The following is a 16802-nucleotide window of genomic DNA, read 5'->3' on the forward strand; positions in this document are numbered from 1 at the left end:
AGGCCGAAGATGAGTTTCGCGGCTGGCGAGGATATGTCCTCCCCCGCCGCGTTGTCGGTCACGCCGTGGCACGTGCAGGTCGGCGACGGGTATGCCGCCACCTACGCGGTGTGCGGGTATCCGGCCGAGGTCGGCCCAGCCTGGCTCGACCCCCTGCTGTCCTACCCCGCACGGGTCAACGTCTCGGTGCACCTGGACCCGGTGGCGCCGCAACTAGCCGCGCCGATGCTCAAGCGCCAGCGCGCCCGCCTGGAATCCTCACGCCGGCTGGACGCCGACCAGGGACGCTTGGGTGATCCCATGGTCGAGGCGGCCGCAGCCGACGCTGCCGACCTCGCTGAACGCGTCGCCCGCGGCGCGGCGAAACTCTTCGACACCGGCATCTACGTCACCATCCACGCCCGTACCCTCGACGAGCTGCGCACCGTCACCGCGGGCGTGAAATCCGCCGCCGCCAGCGTCCTACTGGACCTGCAACCGGCTACCTTCCGCCACCACCAGGGCTGGATCTCCACTCTGCCAGTCGGCGTGGACGCACTACGCATGCGCCGCATCCTCGACACCACCGCCCTCGCGGCGGCGTTTCCCCTCGCCTCGGCGGACCTCGCCGCCCCGGCCCCCGGCACCATCGTTGCGCCCGAAGGCCTGCTGTACGGGGTCAACACGACCAGCAACGGGGTCGTGATGTGGAACAGGTGGGCGCAGGACAACCACAACTCGGTCGTCCTGGCCCGCTCCGGCGCGGGTAAGTCGTACTTCGTCAAACTGGAGGTGCTCCGCAACCTCTACCAGGGCACAGTCGTGTCCGTCATCGACCCCGACGACGAGTACGCGTCCCTGGCCGAGCACGTCGGTGGCACAGTCGTGCAGCTGGGCCAACCGGGCGTACGGGTCAACCCCCTCGATCTGCCCGCCGACCACCGGCCCGACACCCTCACCCGACGCGGCCTGCACCTGCACACCCTGATCGCGGTCATGCTCGGAGCGGCCCCGCCGCCCGGCGAGCGCGCCGCGCTGGACAGGGCGATCACCGCCACCTACGCCCGCGCCGGGATCAACGGCGACCCGGGCACCTGGACCAAACCAGCGCCGCTGCTGCGGGACCTCGCCGACATGCTCACCGCCGACGACGACCCGGCCGCTGGGCAGCTTGCCGCCCGGCTCGCGCCGTGGACGGTCGGGAACTTCGCTAGCCTGTTCGACGGTCCGACCACGACCGTCCCGCGCGGGCACCTGGTGGTGTGGTCGCTGCGGCACCTGCCCGACGAGCTGCGCACGGTGGGCACCCTGCTGGCGCTCGACTCGATCTGGTCGGGCATCGACACCCCCGCCACCGCCGCCCGCCGGCGACGACACCTCGTCGTGGTGGACGAAGCCTGGCTGCTGATGCGCGACGGCGAAGGCAGCCGATTTCTATTCCGGATGGCCAAAGCAGCCCGCAAACGTTCCGCCGGACTGTGCGTGATCACCCAGGACGCGGCCGACGTGCTGTCAACCGACCTTGGCCTCGCCGTGGTGTCCAACGCCGCGACCCAGGTCCTGATGCGCCAGAGCACGCAGTCCATCGACGCGGTAGCCGAGGCGTTCGGCTTGACCGCCGGGGAATCGCGGCTGCTGCTGTCGGCGCCACGCGGCGAAGGACTGCTCGTCGCCGGTCGTAGCCGGATCCCGTTCCGCGCGGTCGGGTCGGCGGCCGAGCACAGGCTTGCCGTAACCGGGATCGGGGAGGCCGACTGATGACCACCCCGACCTGGCCTACCGACATCGGGCACTGGATCATCGCCCGGCCATGGCTCGGCGTTGTCGCCGCCGCAGCGATCGTCGCAACGGTGTTGGGCCACGGCCAGCTACTCACCTGGCGGCACCAGCGGTTCGCGGCTGGCGCGCGGTGGCTGACCATCGCCGCACCGCCGGAGGTTGCCGCCGAAGCCGCCGCCGCGTTCTGGACGACGCTCACGGGCGTGCTGACACCGTCGGTGTGGCGACGCCGGGTGTACGGGTACCCACACGTCGGGTGGGAGTACACCTGGACCGGCCGTGCCCTGACCATCCGGGTCTGGGTGCCGGGCACGGTGCCGCCCGGCGCGGTCGAAGCCGCCATCCGGGCGGCCTGGCCCGCCGCGACCCTCACCACCGCGGATGCCGCCGCGCCTATCCCCGCCCAGGTGAGCGAGCAGGTGGGCGGGGCGCACTGGCCGCAACACACCGACAGGCTGCCGCTGCGCAGCGAGCACGACACCGACCCGCTGCGGGCGTTGCTTGCCGCCGGGGCCGAGGTCCGATTCCGCGAACACGCGTGCGTGCAGATCCTCGCCCGCCCGGCACCCGCCCGTCGCGTGCGGGCGGCCCGCCGGGCGGCGGCCACCACCAGCAACCACCCGCACGGGCGGCCCGACATGGCGGCGCAGGCTGTGTCGGGTGCGGCGCGGTTGGCCATCGAGCCTCTGCTGTGGCTCGTGGAGGTGTTCATGCCTGGCCCGTCCCGGCCGCGAAGCCCGTCGCGCGCCACAGCGGGGCGGGCAGCCGACCGGGACCCGGTAGCCATCGCCGACGCCCGCACCGTCGTGGACAAGGCCGTGCGGGTGCCGCACTTCGAGATCGCGGTCCGGTTCGCCGTCGCCGCCGACCCCGACCGCCCACCGGTGGACAAGGAGCGGGCCGGACGGGTTCGCGAACGCCTCGTCGGGCTCGGGCACACCATCGCCTCGGCCGCCGCGGCGTACACCGGCCCAAACCGGCTACGCCGAATGAAGATGCCCCACCCGGTGGCCACGATCGCCGGACGGCGACTGCGACGCGGGTTCCTGGCCACCGTGCCGGAACTCTCGGCCCTGGCCGCACTGCCGCAAGACCTCGCCGTTCCGGGCCTCGACCGGGCGCGGGCCAAGGCCGTGCCGGCACCCGTGCAGGTCCCCTCCGGCGGGCGGAGCGTAAAGGTGCTGGGCCGCTCACAGATCGGCCACCACAGCATCGGCCTCACTGTCACCGACGCCCGCCAACACGTGCACGTCGTCGGCAAGACCGGCGTCGGCAAGTCCACGCTGCTGCTGAACATGATCCTCGGCGACATCAATGCCGGGCGCGGGACCGTGGTCATCGACCCCCGCGGGGACCTGATCACCGACATCCTCGACCGCTTACCCGCCTCCTACGCCAAGAAGATCGTGATCATCGACCCAGACCAGGAGAACCCCGGCTGCTTCAACCCCCTCGACGACGGCGGCGACCCGCACCTCGCCGTGGACAACCTCGTCGGCATCTTCGCCAAGATCTTTCAAGGCCAGTGGGGGCCCCGCATGGACGACACCATGCGTGTGGCCTGCCTCACCCTGATGCGCCACGCGAAACCCACCCTGAGTCTGGTCCCGTCGCTGCTGCAGGACCGAGATTTCCGGGCCCGGTTCACCCACGGCCTGGACGACCCGGACGGCCTCGGCGGGTTCTGGCTCTGGTACGACGGCATCAACGAACAGTTCCGGGGCCAGGTCATCGCACCCGTCCTCGCCCGACTCCGGGCCTTCCTGCTGCGAGACTTCGTCAAGAGCGTGATCGGCAACGCCCACTCGTCGTTCGACATGGGCCGGGTACTCGACGGCGGGGTGCTGCTCTGCCGGCTACCCAAGGGCATCCTCGGCGAGGAGACCAGCCGCATCCTCGGCTCGATGATCGTCGCCCGGGTCTGGCAGGCCGCCATCGCCCGCGCCAGCATCCCCGAAGACCAACGCAAAGACGCCAACCTCTACGTAGATGAGTGCCACAACTTCCTCACCCTGCCCGGCAGCGTCGGGGACATGCTGGCCGAGGCCCGCGGGTTCCGGCTCGGACTCGTCCTGGCCCACCAGGACCTGGCGCAACTGCCCAACGACATCGCCGCGGCGGTGTCAGCCAACGCGCGCACGAAGCTGTTCTTCAACGTCGACCCCGCCGACGCGCGGGACCTCTCCCGCCACACCAAACCCGAGCTGGACGAACACGACCTCGCGCACCTCGACGTCTACACCGCCGCAGCCCGGCTGCTGGTCGGCAATCGGGAGTTACCCGCGTTCACCTTCGTGACCAACCCGCCGGCGCCGCTGGTGGGTGAAGCGACCGCGATCCGGCAGGAGTGCGCTTCCGCGCATGGCCGCACCGGTGGTGAGCCGCCGATGCAGCAGCTCGCCCGTACCGCGATGAAGCGGCGTATGACCGACCGCGACCGCTAAGCACTCCGGCTCGCATAGGGGCTCGGCTGGGTGCGGCATTGGGGACTCGTCTGGGGGTGTCCGCGACACGAGTCCCCACACGAGTCCCACGCCCCTGGTCTGTCAGGTGACTGACCTGCCCCAACCCGCCCGACGCCAGCACTGGAACCGAGATCAACTCATCCAGACTCCCTACGGGACTCTCTCTCCAGGGGTGTATCCAGCTATGCCGCAATCACGACCGGTCACCCTCCTGTCCATCTATCCCCACATCACCAGCCGTGACCGTCGGCTTCTCCATCTGCTCGATGACCACCAGGTCCTCACCACCGATCAGATTCACCGCATGCTGTTCCTCGCCCGACGGACCTGTCAGATCCGCCTCGGTGAACTGGCCGCCCTGGGCCTGCTGGACCGGTTCCGGTTCGCCCGCGCCGGGGGTGGTAGCCAGCCGTGGCACTGGACGCTCGGCCACCAGGGGCACCGGTTCCAGGCCGCCGCTCACCGTCGGCCCGAGCCCACCGTGCGCACCAGCCGTCAGATCGTCGACCGGCTCTCGGCCAACCCGAACCTGACCCACCTGCTCATGGCCAACGAGTTCTTCGTCCGGCTCATCGTGCACGCCCGCCAGCACCAGCAGGCGCAGCTGAGCCGGTGGTGGTCCGAGACGATGACCACGAAGCAGTTCCGCACCATCACCGCCGACGGGCACGGCCTGTGGAGCGTCGCCGACGTCACGGTGGGGTTCTTCCTGGAGGCCGACACCGGCACTGAACCCCTCGGCCGGGTGGTGGCCAAACTCGACCGGTACGCGCAGCTCATCCGCCGCGGCGGCCCCCGCTACCCGGTGCTGCTCTGGCTGAGTAGCGAGCACCGCGAAGGGCACCTTCACCAACTCCTGCGCGGCCAGCACGGCGACGTACCGGTCGCAACCGCCACTCGCGACGCCGAACCGGCCGAAGCCATTTGGCTCACGGTGGGTGACACCGGCAGGGTCCGGCTCACCGAACTGCCCAGCGACCACGGCGAGCCCGTGGCGGACAACCCCAACTACGACGACGGTGTCTTCGTGCCCTGACAGACCCTGGCACGCACACGGCGGATCCTGTCAGCGCAGCTCACAGGCATGGCCGAGGTTCCTGACAACGCTGGCGCTGTCAGGTCACGCAGCTACGGTGCAGCTTCTTCTTTCTTTCTCGCACCGCCCGCCCCTCTGGTCCTTCTCGGATCTGCCCGCGCCAGCGGGATCACCGACAGCCCACCCCCCGGTCGGCTCGTGATTCACGCCCCGCGCCTCGCACGGCAGCTTCCCGGTCCAGACGCCGCGCGTCGGTGGCATTACCGCGCATCCCCCACTCCACGCCCTGTTTCGCGAAGGGAGCACCCCGTCATGCCCATGCCCACCCCGCTCACCGCTTCGGTGATCACCGTCTGCTTCGCCCCCGGCGAGGACGCCGACTGGTTCGCCGCCTCAGAGAAAATCAACGATCTTCTGCACGCCAACGGCACCCCCGCCCGCCGCTACCACGTCCGCCACCGCCGCCTCATCGGCTGGCTGACCCGCTTCCTCGGCTACTACCTCCTCGACGCCGCCCGCCGCTTCGGCGCGGTCACCATGGCCGCCGGAGGCCGCAAGGGTCGCCTCGACCTCACCGGGACCGCCGCCACAGCCTCCCACTACGCCGCCCTGCGCTGGCGGGCCTGGAACACCCACATCGCCGCGACAACCCGTCCGGCCCGCCCCTTCGAGGACTACCTCGCCCAACACCACGCCGACCCGACCAAGGTCAGCGTGGCCGAGGCCCGCCGCCGCTTCGAGCAACAGCCCCGCGTCCTGGCGATGCTCGCTCTCTCCTTCGATCCGTACGAGCTGTCCGTCTACCAGGCCGGCGAAGCCACCTACGTCGGGCTGCACTGGCGCATCGCGCTGATCGGCGACGCGCTGATCACCACCGACGGCCGCCTGCTCACCCCGGCCACTGAATCCGTCGCCGACCGGTTCCGCTTCCTTAACGAAGCCTGCGCCTACGTGCGTGGCCTGCGCTCCAGCGCACGCCTGTGCGCCGTCGCCATCGCCTAACCACCTACCGCCTGAAGCACCCCGCACCGGTCGCAGCCCCGCTGCGACCGGTCCTCGCCGTGCCCACAACCCAACCCGTCCGCGAAGGAGAACTCTCGTGTTCCTGACCGATCCGGCGCTGCGGCGCATCGCCGCCGACACCAACGACGTCCTGCCCGAGCACCTGTGGCGCCACGACACCGCCACCCCCGATCCACTCGGCGACCTCGCCCGCATCCTGCACAAGACCGCCCGAGACTTCACCGACAGCACCACCAACCTCGACCACGCACTCGCCCGGGCGGGTGTGCTCGCCGAAACCGCCCGGCAAGGGCTGGCCGCCCGCGCCGACCTGCACATCGCCGGCTACCACCAGACCCTCACCGACGCGATCGTCGCCCGCGAACGGCACAACGTCCTCGGGGCCGCGCTCGTCGCCTGCTACCGCGCCTGGCGCAACCACCGGCCGATTGGTGACGGCGACGAGCGGTACCTGCTCCTGCGGCGCTGCGACCCGTCGCGCGGCGTGGCGACGCTACGGCGCAAGGACCCGCATACCTGGCTGGTGGTGCCCGACGCCGAGGCCGCTGGCGCGTTCGACATCCCCTACCCGGATCGCGTCGTCGGCGAGGTCACCGAGACCGAGCACAGCTGGACGCCCACCGCCTACATCGCTCGGCCGCCTCACCAAGCCCCGCTCGCCACGGTGTATCAGCTACCCGCGTGCGGTGACCTCGCCTCAGCCTGCCGGTCGCTGCTGCGCTGGTGGCACCTGCGCCACTCCGACACCTGGCGCAACCGCACCCCGAACCAACTCGACCCCGCCGAACTCGCCCACCTCACCAGCTAAAGCGGGGGACCTGATACCGACTCCTGCCGCCGACAGAACCTCGTCGGACACGCCACCCACGTCAAGGTCGGCAAGTCCGACGCCAGGCTCCGCCCGCCCGGCAGCGTCAACCCGCTGTGGCTGTCCCACCCCGACGCCGGTATCTACCGCGATCCGACCGAGGACTGCCTCTACATCCTCCAGCCCGACGAGGCCGTCCCCGGCCACTGACCGGCTGACGCGGCACCACCCACCGCCACGTCCACCGGGCCGCACCCCTCGGCAGCGCACTACGTCACGCGCCTGCCGCACTGACCGCTGCCCGCGACCCAGCGCACCACCGCCCGGCACACCACCGTGCCAGGCGTCCCCACCAGTTCCCATGGAAGGAAACCGTGATGGAACAGCTGTCGCTGACGCCTGCCACGCAGGCCGTCCTCGACGCCCTGACCGACCTCGGTCAGGGCGACGTCCACGAGTTGGCCGACAAGTCCGGCAAGGCCCGCTCGACCACCGACAAGGCGATCAAGACCCTGGCCGACGCCGGTGTCATCGTCGCGGTGGACACCGACGCAGACCCGGCCGAGGGCACCGCCGCCCGGTGGACCCTCGCCACGCCGAGCGACGCCAATGCCCACCTGCCCGTCGACGCGGCCGGCGAGACCGACATCGGCGACCCGGACGCCGACCACGCAGCCGACCAGCCCCACATGGAGGTAGGCCACCAGCCCACCGATGCGATCCATGGCGCCGCCGCCGAGAACGATCGACCGGACGACGGCAGCGATGACGCCGTCGACACGCCGGACACCGATACGGCCGACCAATCGGGCAGCCAGATCGACAGCGACGACGCGACCGAGCCCGACGGCACAACCGTGGATAACGCCAACAGTGGCGAGGACGAGCAGGCACCGACGGTCGCGGCTGTGCAGCCCGCTCGCCCCGGTGACCGCAAGGTCATGGCCATCAAGGGTGTCCTGGCCGACCACGGGGACATCGGCGCGACTCTCGACGTGATCGTGGGCGAGAGCGGTATCAGTCACCCGACCGCCTCGCGGCTGCTGACCGCGATGGAGCAGGCCGACGCCGCACGCCGGCTGCCCGGCCTGCCGCAACGGTGGATCGCCGGCCCGACCAAGGCCAGCGAGGTCGATCCGAACCCGGAGCCGTCCCGCTGCCCGCTGTGCTACCAGGTCATCCGCGGCCTGGCGACCGCGCCGAGCGCCACGGCGGCGGTGCTGCCCCTGATCCGGCCGGACGGCACGCTGCACGTCGTCGCGTCGGACGGCGAGACCCACATCATCACGCTGCCCCGTCGCACGCCGCCGCGCGCGACAGGCATCACCGCGAGTGTGGGCCGCAGCGACGCGACCACCAACGCCGATGGCAGCCAGCCGTTCGGCCGGGGCGAGTTGGAGAAGCTGACCTTCGACGTCCTGACCGCGAACCCGGGCCGGGCGATGAGCCCGCAGGACATCGCCACCGCCATCAGTGCACAGCTCGGCCGCGCGGTCAGCTCCGGGGCGGTGCGCAACAACTGCACCAAGGCGGCCGCCGCCGGCCGGATCCTCCTGGTCTCCGATGCGCCGCTGACCTTCATCTACCCGGCCCAGGCCGACCCAAGCCCCACCGCGAGCACCGGCGCCGAGCAGGACGACAAAGGCGCCGAGCAGTCCTGACCCGCACCATCCCCAACTCATTGCGGGGGCCCGAGCGGATGCGCTCGGCCCCCGCGGCCACATATCGAGAAGGAGAACCCCATGCCGCACGAACTCGAGACGTTCGCCGACGGGACGACCGCTTTCGCCAGCGCCCGCCTGTCGGCCTGGCACCAGCTGGGCACCGTCACCCAGGACACGATGAGGGCCGAGGAGATCATGGCCGCCGCCCGGCTCGGCGATTGGGGCGTACGGACCATCCGGACCGTCGGCATCGACATCGTCGACGGAGTCGAGGTGCAGATCCCCGCCGACGACAAGCGCATGACCGTGCGCCGCAACCCGGTCACCGGCGAAACCGAGTGCCTGGGCATCGTCGGCACCGACTACACCGTGGTCCAGAACGAGCAGTGCGCCGAGATGCTCGACCGCCTCGTCGATCAGGTAGGCGGCGCCCGCTTCGAGACCGCGGGCAGCCTCCGTCGCGGCAAGAGCGTGTTCGTCACGATGAAGCTGCCTACGGCGATGGAGATCGCCGGGGTAGACCGGCTGGACCTCTACCTCATCGGCACGACCTCCCACGACGGCACCGCCGCCCTGCGGGTGGACGCCAGCCCGATCAGGGTCGTCTGCGCCAACACCCAACGCGCCGCCTTCGCGCACTCTGCCGGGCACTACACGTTCCGGCACACCTCCAACGTCAACTCCCAAATCAGCCAGGCCCGGGAGGCGCTGGGCCTGATGTGGAAGTACATGGAGACCTTCGAGAAGGCCGCCGAGCGGATGCTCCAGACCGAGATGACCATGCGCGAGTTCGCGAAGATCGTCGGCCAGGTGTGGCCGGTCAAGGACAACGCGTCCGAGCAGACCCACAACAACGCCAAGCAGCGCCTCGGCACCCTCAAGTACCTGATCCGCGAGGCCGACACCCAGAAGGCCATCTCCGGCACCCGGTGGGCCGGCTACCAGGCCGTGACCGAGTACCTCGACCACTACCAGCCCGCCAAGAACGAGGTCGCCCGCGCCAACCGGGTGCTCACCGGCAACGTCGGCGAGCTGAAGGTGGCCGCCTTCGACCTACTAAAGGTCTGACCGCACCTCGGCCCCTCGGGGCAGCGGTCCACCGACCGCTGCCCCGTACCGCACAGAACGGACACGCCCATGGCAGCACCGAGCACCAATCGGCGCGGATCAGACGAGACGGCACGCAGATGATCCACCACATCCGCCACCCACGCGACCTCCGACAGTCCGTGTGCGGCCTGCCCGCCGCCGACGTTCAGCGGTGGGACACCGAAGACCCGCCGCGCGTCGAGTCCACCTGCGAAGACTGCTGCACCCTGCTCCCCGAAACGCAACGACCCGACGACGCCAACCACCCGCCCGGAGACCCCACCCTCATCGACACGCTGCGGCGCATCGTCGCCAACCGGCAGCACGCCAAGATCGACGGCGTTCTCGTCGACCTGTGGTCGGCCAGCGTCACCGTCCTCATCTGGGACCAGCTCCGCGACGACAAGCGGCAACAGCTTCTGGCCCTGCCGTCACACGAGCTGATCCTGCGCTGCATCGCGATCTACACCCGCGTCACCGCGAAGAAGGACCACCAGTGACCGGCCCCCGCCTACCTCAGTGGTTCCACTTCGGGCCGTAGGTGTTCTCGATCGACACCGCGCAGGCGCTGATCGCGGCGTCGCCCCGCGACACCCGACCCCTTGGACGTGCCGGCGTGGGCCGCCGCATACGGCCTTGCCTATCTCGACAACCCCAACCCGTGGGCAACCAGCCTCATCGGCCCGACCAACACCGCACTCATCCGGACCTACGCCATGACCACCAACCTGCCCGAGCCCTTGATCGTGGCGCAGATCAGCGTCAACGAACAGCCGCCCGCCACGCTACTCATCGACGGTCCCCACCGCCTCTACCGCGCCTGGCCCGAACACATACCGCGGCTGCCGGCCTACGTGCTCACCGTCGAGGAAATCCGGCAGGTCCAGGACGACCTGCTCCTCGGACCAGGCAGAACCTTCGCCATCCCGCCGCCGCACCCATGACGGCCTGACACAACTCGATCCCAGCGCGTACGCCTGAGAAGCCGCCCCAACGCCGGCGGCGACCGAGGCGTACGCGCATTCAACCCTTGCGGAGGAACCCGTGACGTACACGCCACCGTGGCGCAGGGTCTGCGACTGCCGCTGCATCATTCATCACCGCCTGCCGCGCACCACCTACAACGAGTCCGGCTGCGCCTGCACCATCACGTGCGCCACTCAACCCCTCACACTGCTGGCCAACCAGCGGAGCCGCGCATTCTTCCTCAACCAGGACGGCGACCTCTGGGACGTCCCCGCCATGGCCAACGGCACCTGGGACTGGGACAACGCCACCAAGATCGACACCCGCGCCGACGTCCACGACGCCGGCCTCGTCATCGAGCACCTCCTTCGCCAGGCCGCCAACGTCCTCGCCACGTCCACCGACTGACCCGCCCGCTCACGGTGGGCCGCCCACGAGGGCGGCCCACGACCCTTTCGTGTTTCACGACCAACGGAGACATCTATGCACCGCACCTACCGCAACGCCCGCGACTGCCGCTGCCCGACCCACCACGGCCAACCACGCTCGATCTACAACAACCCCGACTGCCACTGCCTGGCCACCTGCGCCAGCCAACCCATGACCCTGCTCGCCCCACAGATAAACGGCGCCGTGTCTCTCGATGTCGCCAAGGCCCTCTGGTACGTGCCCAGCTTGGAGCCCGGCCACTGGGACTGGCGCTACGCCACCTGGGTCAACGTGGGCCACCCGCTGTTCCCGGCCAGCACCCTGATCGCCGGTCTCCTGCGCGAGGCCCACGCCGCGCTGCTCCCCCTTCTCTACCGCCTCTAGAACGCACGTCGCGGCGTCCAGCCGTGCACCCACACGCGGACCGACCCCTTCCTGCTATACCGAGAGGTCACCACCATGACAAAGGTCATCATCGGCGCCGTTACCGTCGTCGTCATCGCCTGTTTCGGCCTGCCCCTCCTGCTGATGTCCTCCGTCACCGGCGGCGGAGCCGGCGGATGTGCCATCGCCGCCCCACCCGGCCTACGCCCCTCCGGGCAGCTGCCCGGCCCCGGCCGATGGGACACCGAGCAACTCGACATCGCCGCCACAATCATCGATGTCGGGGTCACCAAAGGAGTACCCCGCTGGGGCTGGATCGTCGCCGTCGCCACCGCAATGCAGGAATCCGGCCTACGCAACCTGCCCTACCTCGGCGACCGCAACGACCACGACTCCATTGGCGTCTTCCAGCAACGCCCCAGCCAGGGCTGGGGCACCAACGCGCAACTGTCCAAGCCCGCCTACCAGGCCGGCATGTTCTTCGACAAGCTCCAGACCGTGCCCGGCTGGCAGACGATGCCGCTCACCCAGGCCGCGCAAGCCGTCCAGGTATCCGCCTTCCCCGACGCCTACGCCACCTGGACCGACGACGCCCTGCACCTCGTCGAGCAACTGACCAACACCCTCGCCGACTGCGCCACCGACACCCTCAACGCACTCCCCGCCGGGTTCGCGTTACCCGCCAACACCCCGCCCGCCGTAGCGACCGCTATCTCCTGGGCCGCGAACCAGCTCGGCACGCCCTACCACTTCGGCGGCTCCTGCACCGACCCGCACTCCGGCGACCCCGACAAGCAATGCGACTGCTCCTCGCTGATGCAATCGGCGTACCGGTCAGCCGGCATCTCCATCCCGCGGGTCACCACCAACCAAGTCGATGCTGGAAAGGCGGTGAACGATGCGACGCTTCTACTGCCCGGCGACCTCGTATTCATCCCCGGCAGGCACGGCACCATGGCCAACCCCCGCCACGTCGGCATGTACCTCGGCGAAGGACTCATCATTCAAGCCCCGAAGACCGGCGACATCGTCAAGATCACCAAGTTGAGTAGCTGGATCGATGAGATCGCGGCAATTCGTCGTGTCGCGAATCGCGACTCACATGCTTCCTGACCATGGTCAGCGATGAAGGATTTCGACCTGGATCGCACCGCCGAGCACTCCGGCGGGACAGATCGCCACCAGGGCTGCTACAAGGGCAAAAGAGACCCTCGGCCCACGCTCCATGTCCGGGTTGAGACGGTAGACGGCCGTCGCTATAAGCAGCAAGCCCGGAAGCATCATCAGGAAGCTACGTCCGCCTACGGCGGCGCTGGTCGCCCCGACCATGAGCACGAACGCGATCGCGAGCAGCCACAGGTCGCCGGGACGAGGTGGCGCGACCTTCAGGTCGGTGACTCTGATCTTGAGTGCGTCAGCGAGCTCGCCGCGGGTTCGAGCGGCGTGGACGGCGACCGTTGCATCGGTCATCTCGTCGAGTGTCATCTCGCCTGCGTCGACTCGCGCGGCAAGCGTCGCCAGAACGTGCTCCTTATCCCGTTCGGTGATCAACTTTTGAGCGATCGCAGCGGCACGCCTGGCGTTTTCGGCGACTGCGGGTTCGCACGCGTCTCTGTCGAAATAGGACATCTGGTCGGTCCTCAGGAAGACAAAGTCATGCGCGCGTAGGGGTAACAGCTCCGAGACTGTCCAAGAGGTTTCTCGTCCAACCCCGTTGAGCGGCCGAAGGGTGATCCGCGGCTGACCGTCCTCGATCGTGATGTCCTTGACCACGTAAGGCTTCCATCGGCGATCGCGCATGTCGCTCGGTCGCTGCGCGATGCTGAAGTCGCGGGGGCTCGGTGCCTGGCGACCACCCGCCGTGGTCACATGGCGGGTGGGGTTGTCGGTGCACGGATGCTTGGGCCACGGCGGTCCCAGTTCATCGAAGAAGACGCGGCTACCGTGCTCGTTGGCGTAGAAGTAGACCGCCGCGCCGCAGAGGGGGCAGCGGGCGTTCGGGCTGATCCACCCCACCGCACTGCTCGACGGCGTTGATGATGATGATGGTCTCGGGTAAGTCCGCCGAGGCGGCACAGAGGATCGGGCCGACGAACGGCTCACGTTGTGGGTGGCTACCCAGTGCCGGGTACCGCCCGAAGTTGTTCGCCAATGCCCGCGACGACGGTACGTCGTCACCAAATCACCGCCAGGCGCTGCGTCAGCATCGCTGCAGGATAGCCACCGTCGCCGTCGAAGCCGCTAGCGGCTGGTCATGTTCCCGGAGGCCATGTAGGCGGCCAGGAGGTTAGTTGGGGTGCCGGTCGAGGTTCTTGCGGGTGCGGTCATAGCGGATGGCGGTCCGTGGCTCGACGTGGCGGGCGCCGATCCAGGTAGCAAAGTGTGCCGGGGCGACTGGCGGGGATGGTCAATTCTCGTCCAGGCTGTTAAGCAGCTGCGCGGCCAGCGTGATGGTGTCGTCCTGTGGTTCGGCGTCGAGGTCGGCGAGGGCCTTGGTCAGGGCGCGCAGGAGGGTTCGGATGCCGTCGGCGTCGCCGAGGGCGTGTCGGGCGTGCATTGCCTTGGTGTAGAGGGCTTCGTTGTAGTGGTCGAGTCCGATGGCCTTGTCGAGTAGGTCGGACGCGGCCTGCGGGTCGCTGCCGAGTAGGTCGTCGGCCAGGAGTAGGTGGGCTTCGGTGCCCCACCGGTGGACCGTCTCGCGGTGGGGTTGCAGCCATTCGTAGTCCTGGCCGTCGGCGAGGGGTGCGGTGTAGAGGTTGCAGGCGGCGGTGAGGAGTTCACGGCGGCGCGGTGCGGTGGCGATGGTGGCGCTGCGCAGCAGGTCGCGCAGGGTCCACACGTCGACGTCCACGGTCGCCGGGTCGAGCAGGTACCGTCCGGCGGACTTGATGACGTAGGCGTTCTTCGTCTCAGCGGTGCCGGCCCGGCCGAGGACATGCCGCAGGTTCGAGGCGTTGGTGTGGACGCGTTGGTCGGCTTGGCTGATGCGGGCATCGGGTTCGAGGTATTCGCCGATGTCGCGGGTGGCAGCTCCATCGGGGTGCACCGCGAGGTAGACCGCCAGTTCCAGGGCTTTGGCTCGCAGCGGCCGGCCTTCCGCGGTAATGCCTTCGATACGCGGTCTGCCGAGCACGCGCAACCGCGCCCGTCCCGACTCGGTGTCGTCCGGCGGCGTGGCGGCGGTCGGAGCGACCGGGTCCGTGCCGGCGGGCCTGATCTCGGTGCGGCTGGCGTGCAGGGGCACGATCGTGACCGGCACACTCGGTGAGGTGATGGCGGGCCGTTCGCCGGTCTGCGCCTCGCGCAGCGTGGTCAGGATTTGGATGGCGGCGGCCGGTTCGAGTACGGGCAGCCGCGTTGGCACTGGTTCTGCGGGCTGCCCGGAGATGAGCGTGGTGTGTCCGTCCGGGGTGACCTCGACTGTGTGACCGTGGGCCCATTCGCCGAGTAGCAGCGCGGACACGTGCAGACCCTCGCCCAGGGCGAGGGCGACCTTGGCGCGCATGCGGGCACTGGCGGGCGGGGTCTCGGTGATGAGCATGACGGGCGGTAGCGCTTCCTCGTCGGGCACTGTCCGCCGCAGCTCGTCCAAGTCGGTCAAGGAGTGTTCGTCGAGGATACGGCTGCGGTGCAGCAGCCGGGACTCGATGACGGTGAGCGCGTCGTTGATGCTGTCGGTCACGTGCAGGCGCGGCCATGGGCTGAGGGTCACCGCGCCCGGGCCGAGCAACGCGGTCAGGGTGGGGGCGTCGATGACGACCTCGCTGCGGGCGTCGGGGTGGTGCGGGTCGCCGGCGGTCAGCACGGCGACGAGGGCGGCGCGGGCGGCAGCGTGTGCGCCGTGCCCGATGATTCCGGTTCCGCCGTCCGGCAGTAGCCCGAGGTCTGGTGCGAGGGCGGGCGGCGGGCCGTCGTCGCTGCTCGTATCCAATGGCTCGGGGTTGCGGGCGGCCACAGCGCGGCGGACCTGGACCACGGTCGGGGGCAGATCGGTGGGCGGATCATCGTCCGGCTCGCCGGTGTATCGACGGCGACGTTGGAGCCAGAGCATCGCGGCGGCGGCGCTGATCGCGGCGGCGAGCGACCAGGGCAGCCAACCGGAGTCCGATAGCCCAACGCCCTGGTCGTCGCCTGTGGCCGCCGTAGGACTGTTTGTGGCGGGTGGCGATGTAGCGGGGTTAGGGACCTCCGCCGACGCCGCTGGCGACGAAGCGGACCCGCTTGAGGCTGCGGACCGCGTGGTGGTGGGAGTGGCGGCCGATGGCTGGGGCGCGGGTGGCGGTACGGCGGGATCGTGCGGGTCCGGTGCGGCGCTCGGCGTTGCGGGTGGTGTCGCGGGCCGCCCTGACCGGGGGGTGGGGGGCGTTGCGGGTGTGGCTGCTTGTGGTGGGCGGGCGTCGACAGGTAGGCGCAGTTCCCAGCCGGGGTAGATGAGGTCGCAGTCGCGCAGGACACCGCCGACGGGAAAGTGGCGGTGCTTGTTCAGGCGGCAGACCTCTGGCCACCGACTCGCGTCGCCGAGCCACTCCTTCGCGACCTTGGACAAGGTGTCGTGTCGCTCGACCGTGTAGAGGTAGCGCTGGTTGGCGACGTGGATGATGGCGGGTCCACGGGCTGCGGCTTGCCGGGGAATATTGGCCCTCTCGGTCGCAGTGACGGGCGTAGACGCCCGATCCGCGTGCACCGCCGCGAGGGAGCCAGCGGGGGTGACAGCGAGCGCGGCGGTGCCGGCCAGACCGAACACGAGCCGGTGCAGCGGGGCCGGCAGCCGGGGTAAGGGGATACGCCACCGGGTCACTGCCGCGAGGATCTCGGCGAGCAGGAGCAGTGTGAATATGCCCCACAGTAGCCACATCGCCCAGAGGGCCGCGCCGATGAGGAAATCCGGGGTGAACCGCCCGCTGGAGCGCGCGAACCAGTCGGGGATCTGCGACCAAGCCGGCAGCCGACGGAGCGGGTTCCCACCTGCGGCCCACAGCAGCGCCGGAACGGCGACCAAGAAGAGGCCCCCGCCGATGACGCCGCGAACAGCCCCGCCGAGGGACGGTCGCTCACGCGGCCGTGAATCTGCTGGGATGCGGACGGTGGCTCGTGCACCGTACTCGGCGAGTTTGTCGTCTCTGCCTCGGTGCGGCTGCGGCACCTGTCCCCCTGCCGTTGATCCCCCGATCTTCTTCAAA

General features: G+C 69.8%; 14 protein-coding genes. 12 read left to right on the forward strand and 2 right to left on the reverse strand.

Translation table 11 applies throughout. The annotated features are described in order from the left end of the window. Positions 1–9 precede the first annotated feature (9 nt). The 12 genes from QSK15_RS22585 to QSK15_RS22640 all read left to right on the forward strand — a co-directional run bounded on the left by QSK15_RS22585 (position 10) and on the right by QSK15_RS22640 (position 12735). Complete coding sequence (locus QSK15_RS22585) at positions 10–1737, forward strand: VirB4 family type IV secretion system protein (RefSeq protein WP_285796156.1); 1728 nt, start codon at positions 10–12, stop codon at positions 1735–1737. Next, positions 1737–4202: a type IV secretory system conjugative DNA transfer family protein gene (locus QSK15_RS22590; protein ID WP_285796157.1), complete on the forward strand. Its 2466-nt coding sequence runs from the start codon at positions 1737–1739 to the stop codon at positions 4200–4202. Before QSK15_RS22585 ends, QSK15_RS22590 begins: the two co-directional genes overlap by 1 nt. Positions 4203–4527: 325 nt before the next feature. Beyond that, complete coding sequence (locus QSK15_RS22595; protein WP_285796158.1) at positions 4528–5259, forward strand: replication-relaxation family protein; 732 nt, start codon at positions 4528–4530, stop codon at positions 5257–5259. 312 nt (positions 5260–5571) lie between these two features. Continuing rightward, entirely contained in the window at positions 5572–6261 is a 690-nt protein-coding gene (locus tag QSK15_RS22600) for a hypothetical protein (RefSeq protein ID WP_285796159.1), read from the forward strand. A gap of 97 nt (positions 6262–6358) precedes the next feature. Beyond that, a complete protein-coding gene (locus QSK15_RS22605; RefSeq protein ID WP_285796160.1) occupies positions 6359–7090 on the forward strand; it encodes a hypothetical protein in 732 nt (243 codons plus the stop codon). Positions 7091–7467: 377 nt separating this feature from the next. Beyond that, positions 7468–8751, forward strand: a complete 1284-nt coding sequence (locus tag QSK15_RS22610; protein ID WP_285796161.1) for a MarR family transcriptional regulator — start codon at positions 7468–7470, stop codon at positions 8749–8751. An 81-nt stretch (positions 8752–8832) separates the two neighbouring features. Further along, entirely contained in the window at positions 8833–9822 is a 990-nt protein-coding gene (locus QSK15_RS22615) for a DUF932 domain-containing protein (RefSeq protein ID WP_285796162.1), read from the forward strand. Positions 9823–9941: 119 nt separating this feature from the next. Next, a complete protein-coding gene (locus QSK15_RS22620; RefSeq protein ID WP_285796163.1) occupies positions 9942–10343 on the forward strand; it encodes a hypothetical protein in 402 nt (133 codons plus the stop codon). A 102-nt stretch (positions 10344–10445) separates the two neighbouring features. Further along, positions 10446–10787 (forward strand): hypothetical protein, encoded by a 342-nt coding sequence (locus QSK15_RS22625; protein WP_285796164.1) that lies wholly within the window; start codon positions 10446–10448, stop codon positions 10785–10787. 100 nt (positions 10788–10887) lie between these two features. Further along, a complete protein-coding gene (locus tag QSK15_RS22630; protein ID WP_285796165.1) occupies positions 10888–11217 on the forward strand; it encodes a hypothetical protein in 330 nt (109 codons plus the stop codon). Between the two features lie 75 nt (positions 11218–11292). Next, positions 11293–11622 carry a hypothetical protein gene (locus QSK15_RS22635; protein WP_285796166.1) on the forward strand — a complete coding sequence of 110 codons (330 nt, stop codon included), beginning with the start codon at positions 11293–11295 and terminating at the stop codon, positions 11620–11622. 75 nt (positions 11623–11697) lie between these two features. Then, positions 11698–12735 carry a C40 family peptidase gene (locus tag QSK15_RS22640; protein ID WP_285796167.1) on the forward strand — a complete coding sequence of 346 codons (1038 nt, stop codon included), beginning with the start codon at positions 11698–11700 and terminating at the stop codon, positions 12733–12735. Positions 12736–12741: 6 nt separating this feature from the next. On the opposite strand, the gene QSK15_RS22645 is transcribed toward QSK15_RS22640, so the two are convergent. Next, complete coding sequence (locus QSK15_RS22645; protein ID WP_285796168.1) at positions 12742–13638, reverse strand: DUF1707 SHOCT-like domain-containing protein; 897 nt, start codon at positions 13636–13638, stop codon at positions 12742–12744. Between the two features lie 391 nt (positions 13639–14029). Beyond that, entirely contained in the window at positions 14030–16621 is a 2592-nt protein-coding gene (locus tag QSK15_RS22650; RefSeq protein WP_285796169.1) for an AfsR/SARP family transcriptional regulator, read from the reverse strand. Positions 16622–16802: the final 181 nt, after the last annotated feature.

Origin of the sequence: Micromonospora sp. NBRC 107095 (genome assembly GCF_030269705.1) — a bacterium.
Taxonomy (GTDB): Bacteria; Actinomycetota; Actinomycetes; order Mycobacteriales; family Micromonosporaceae; genus Micromonospora; species Micromonospora parva.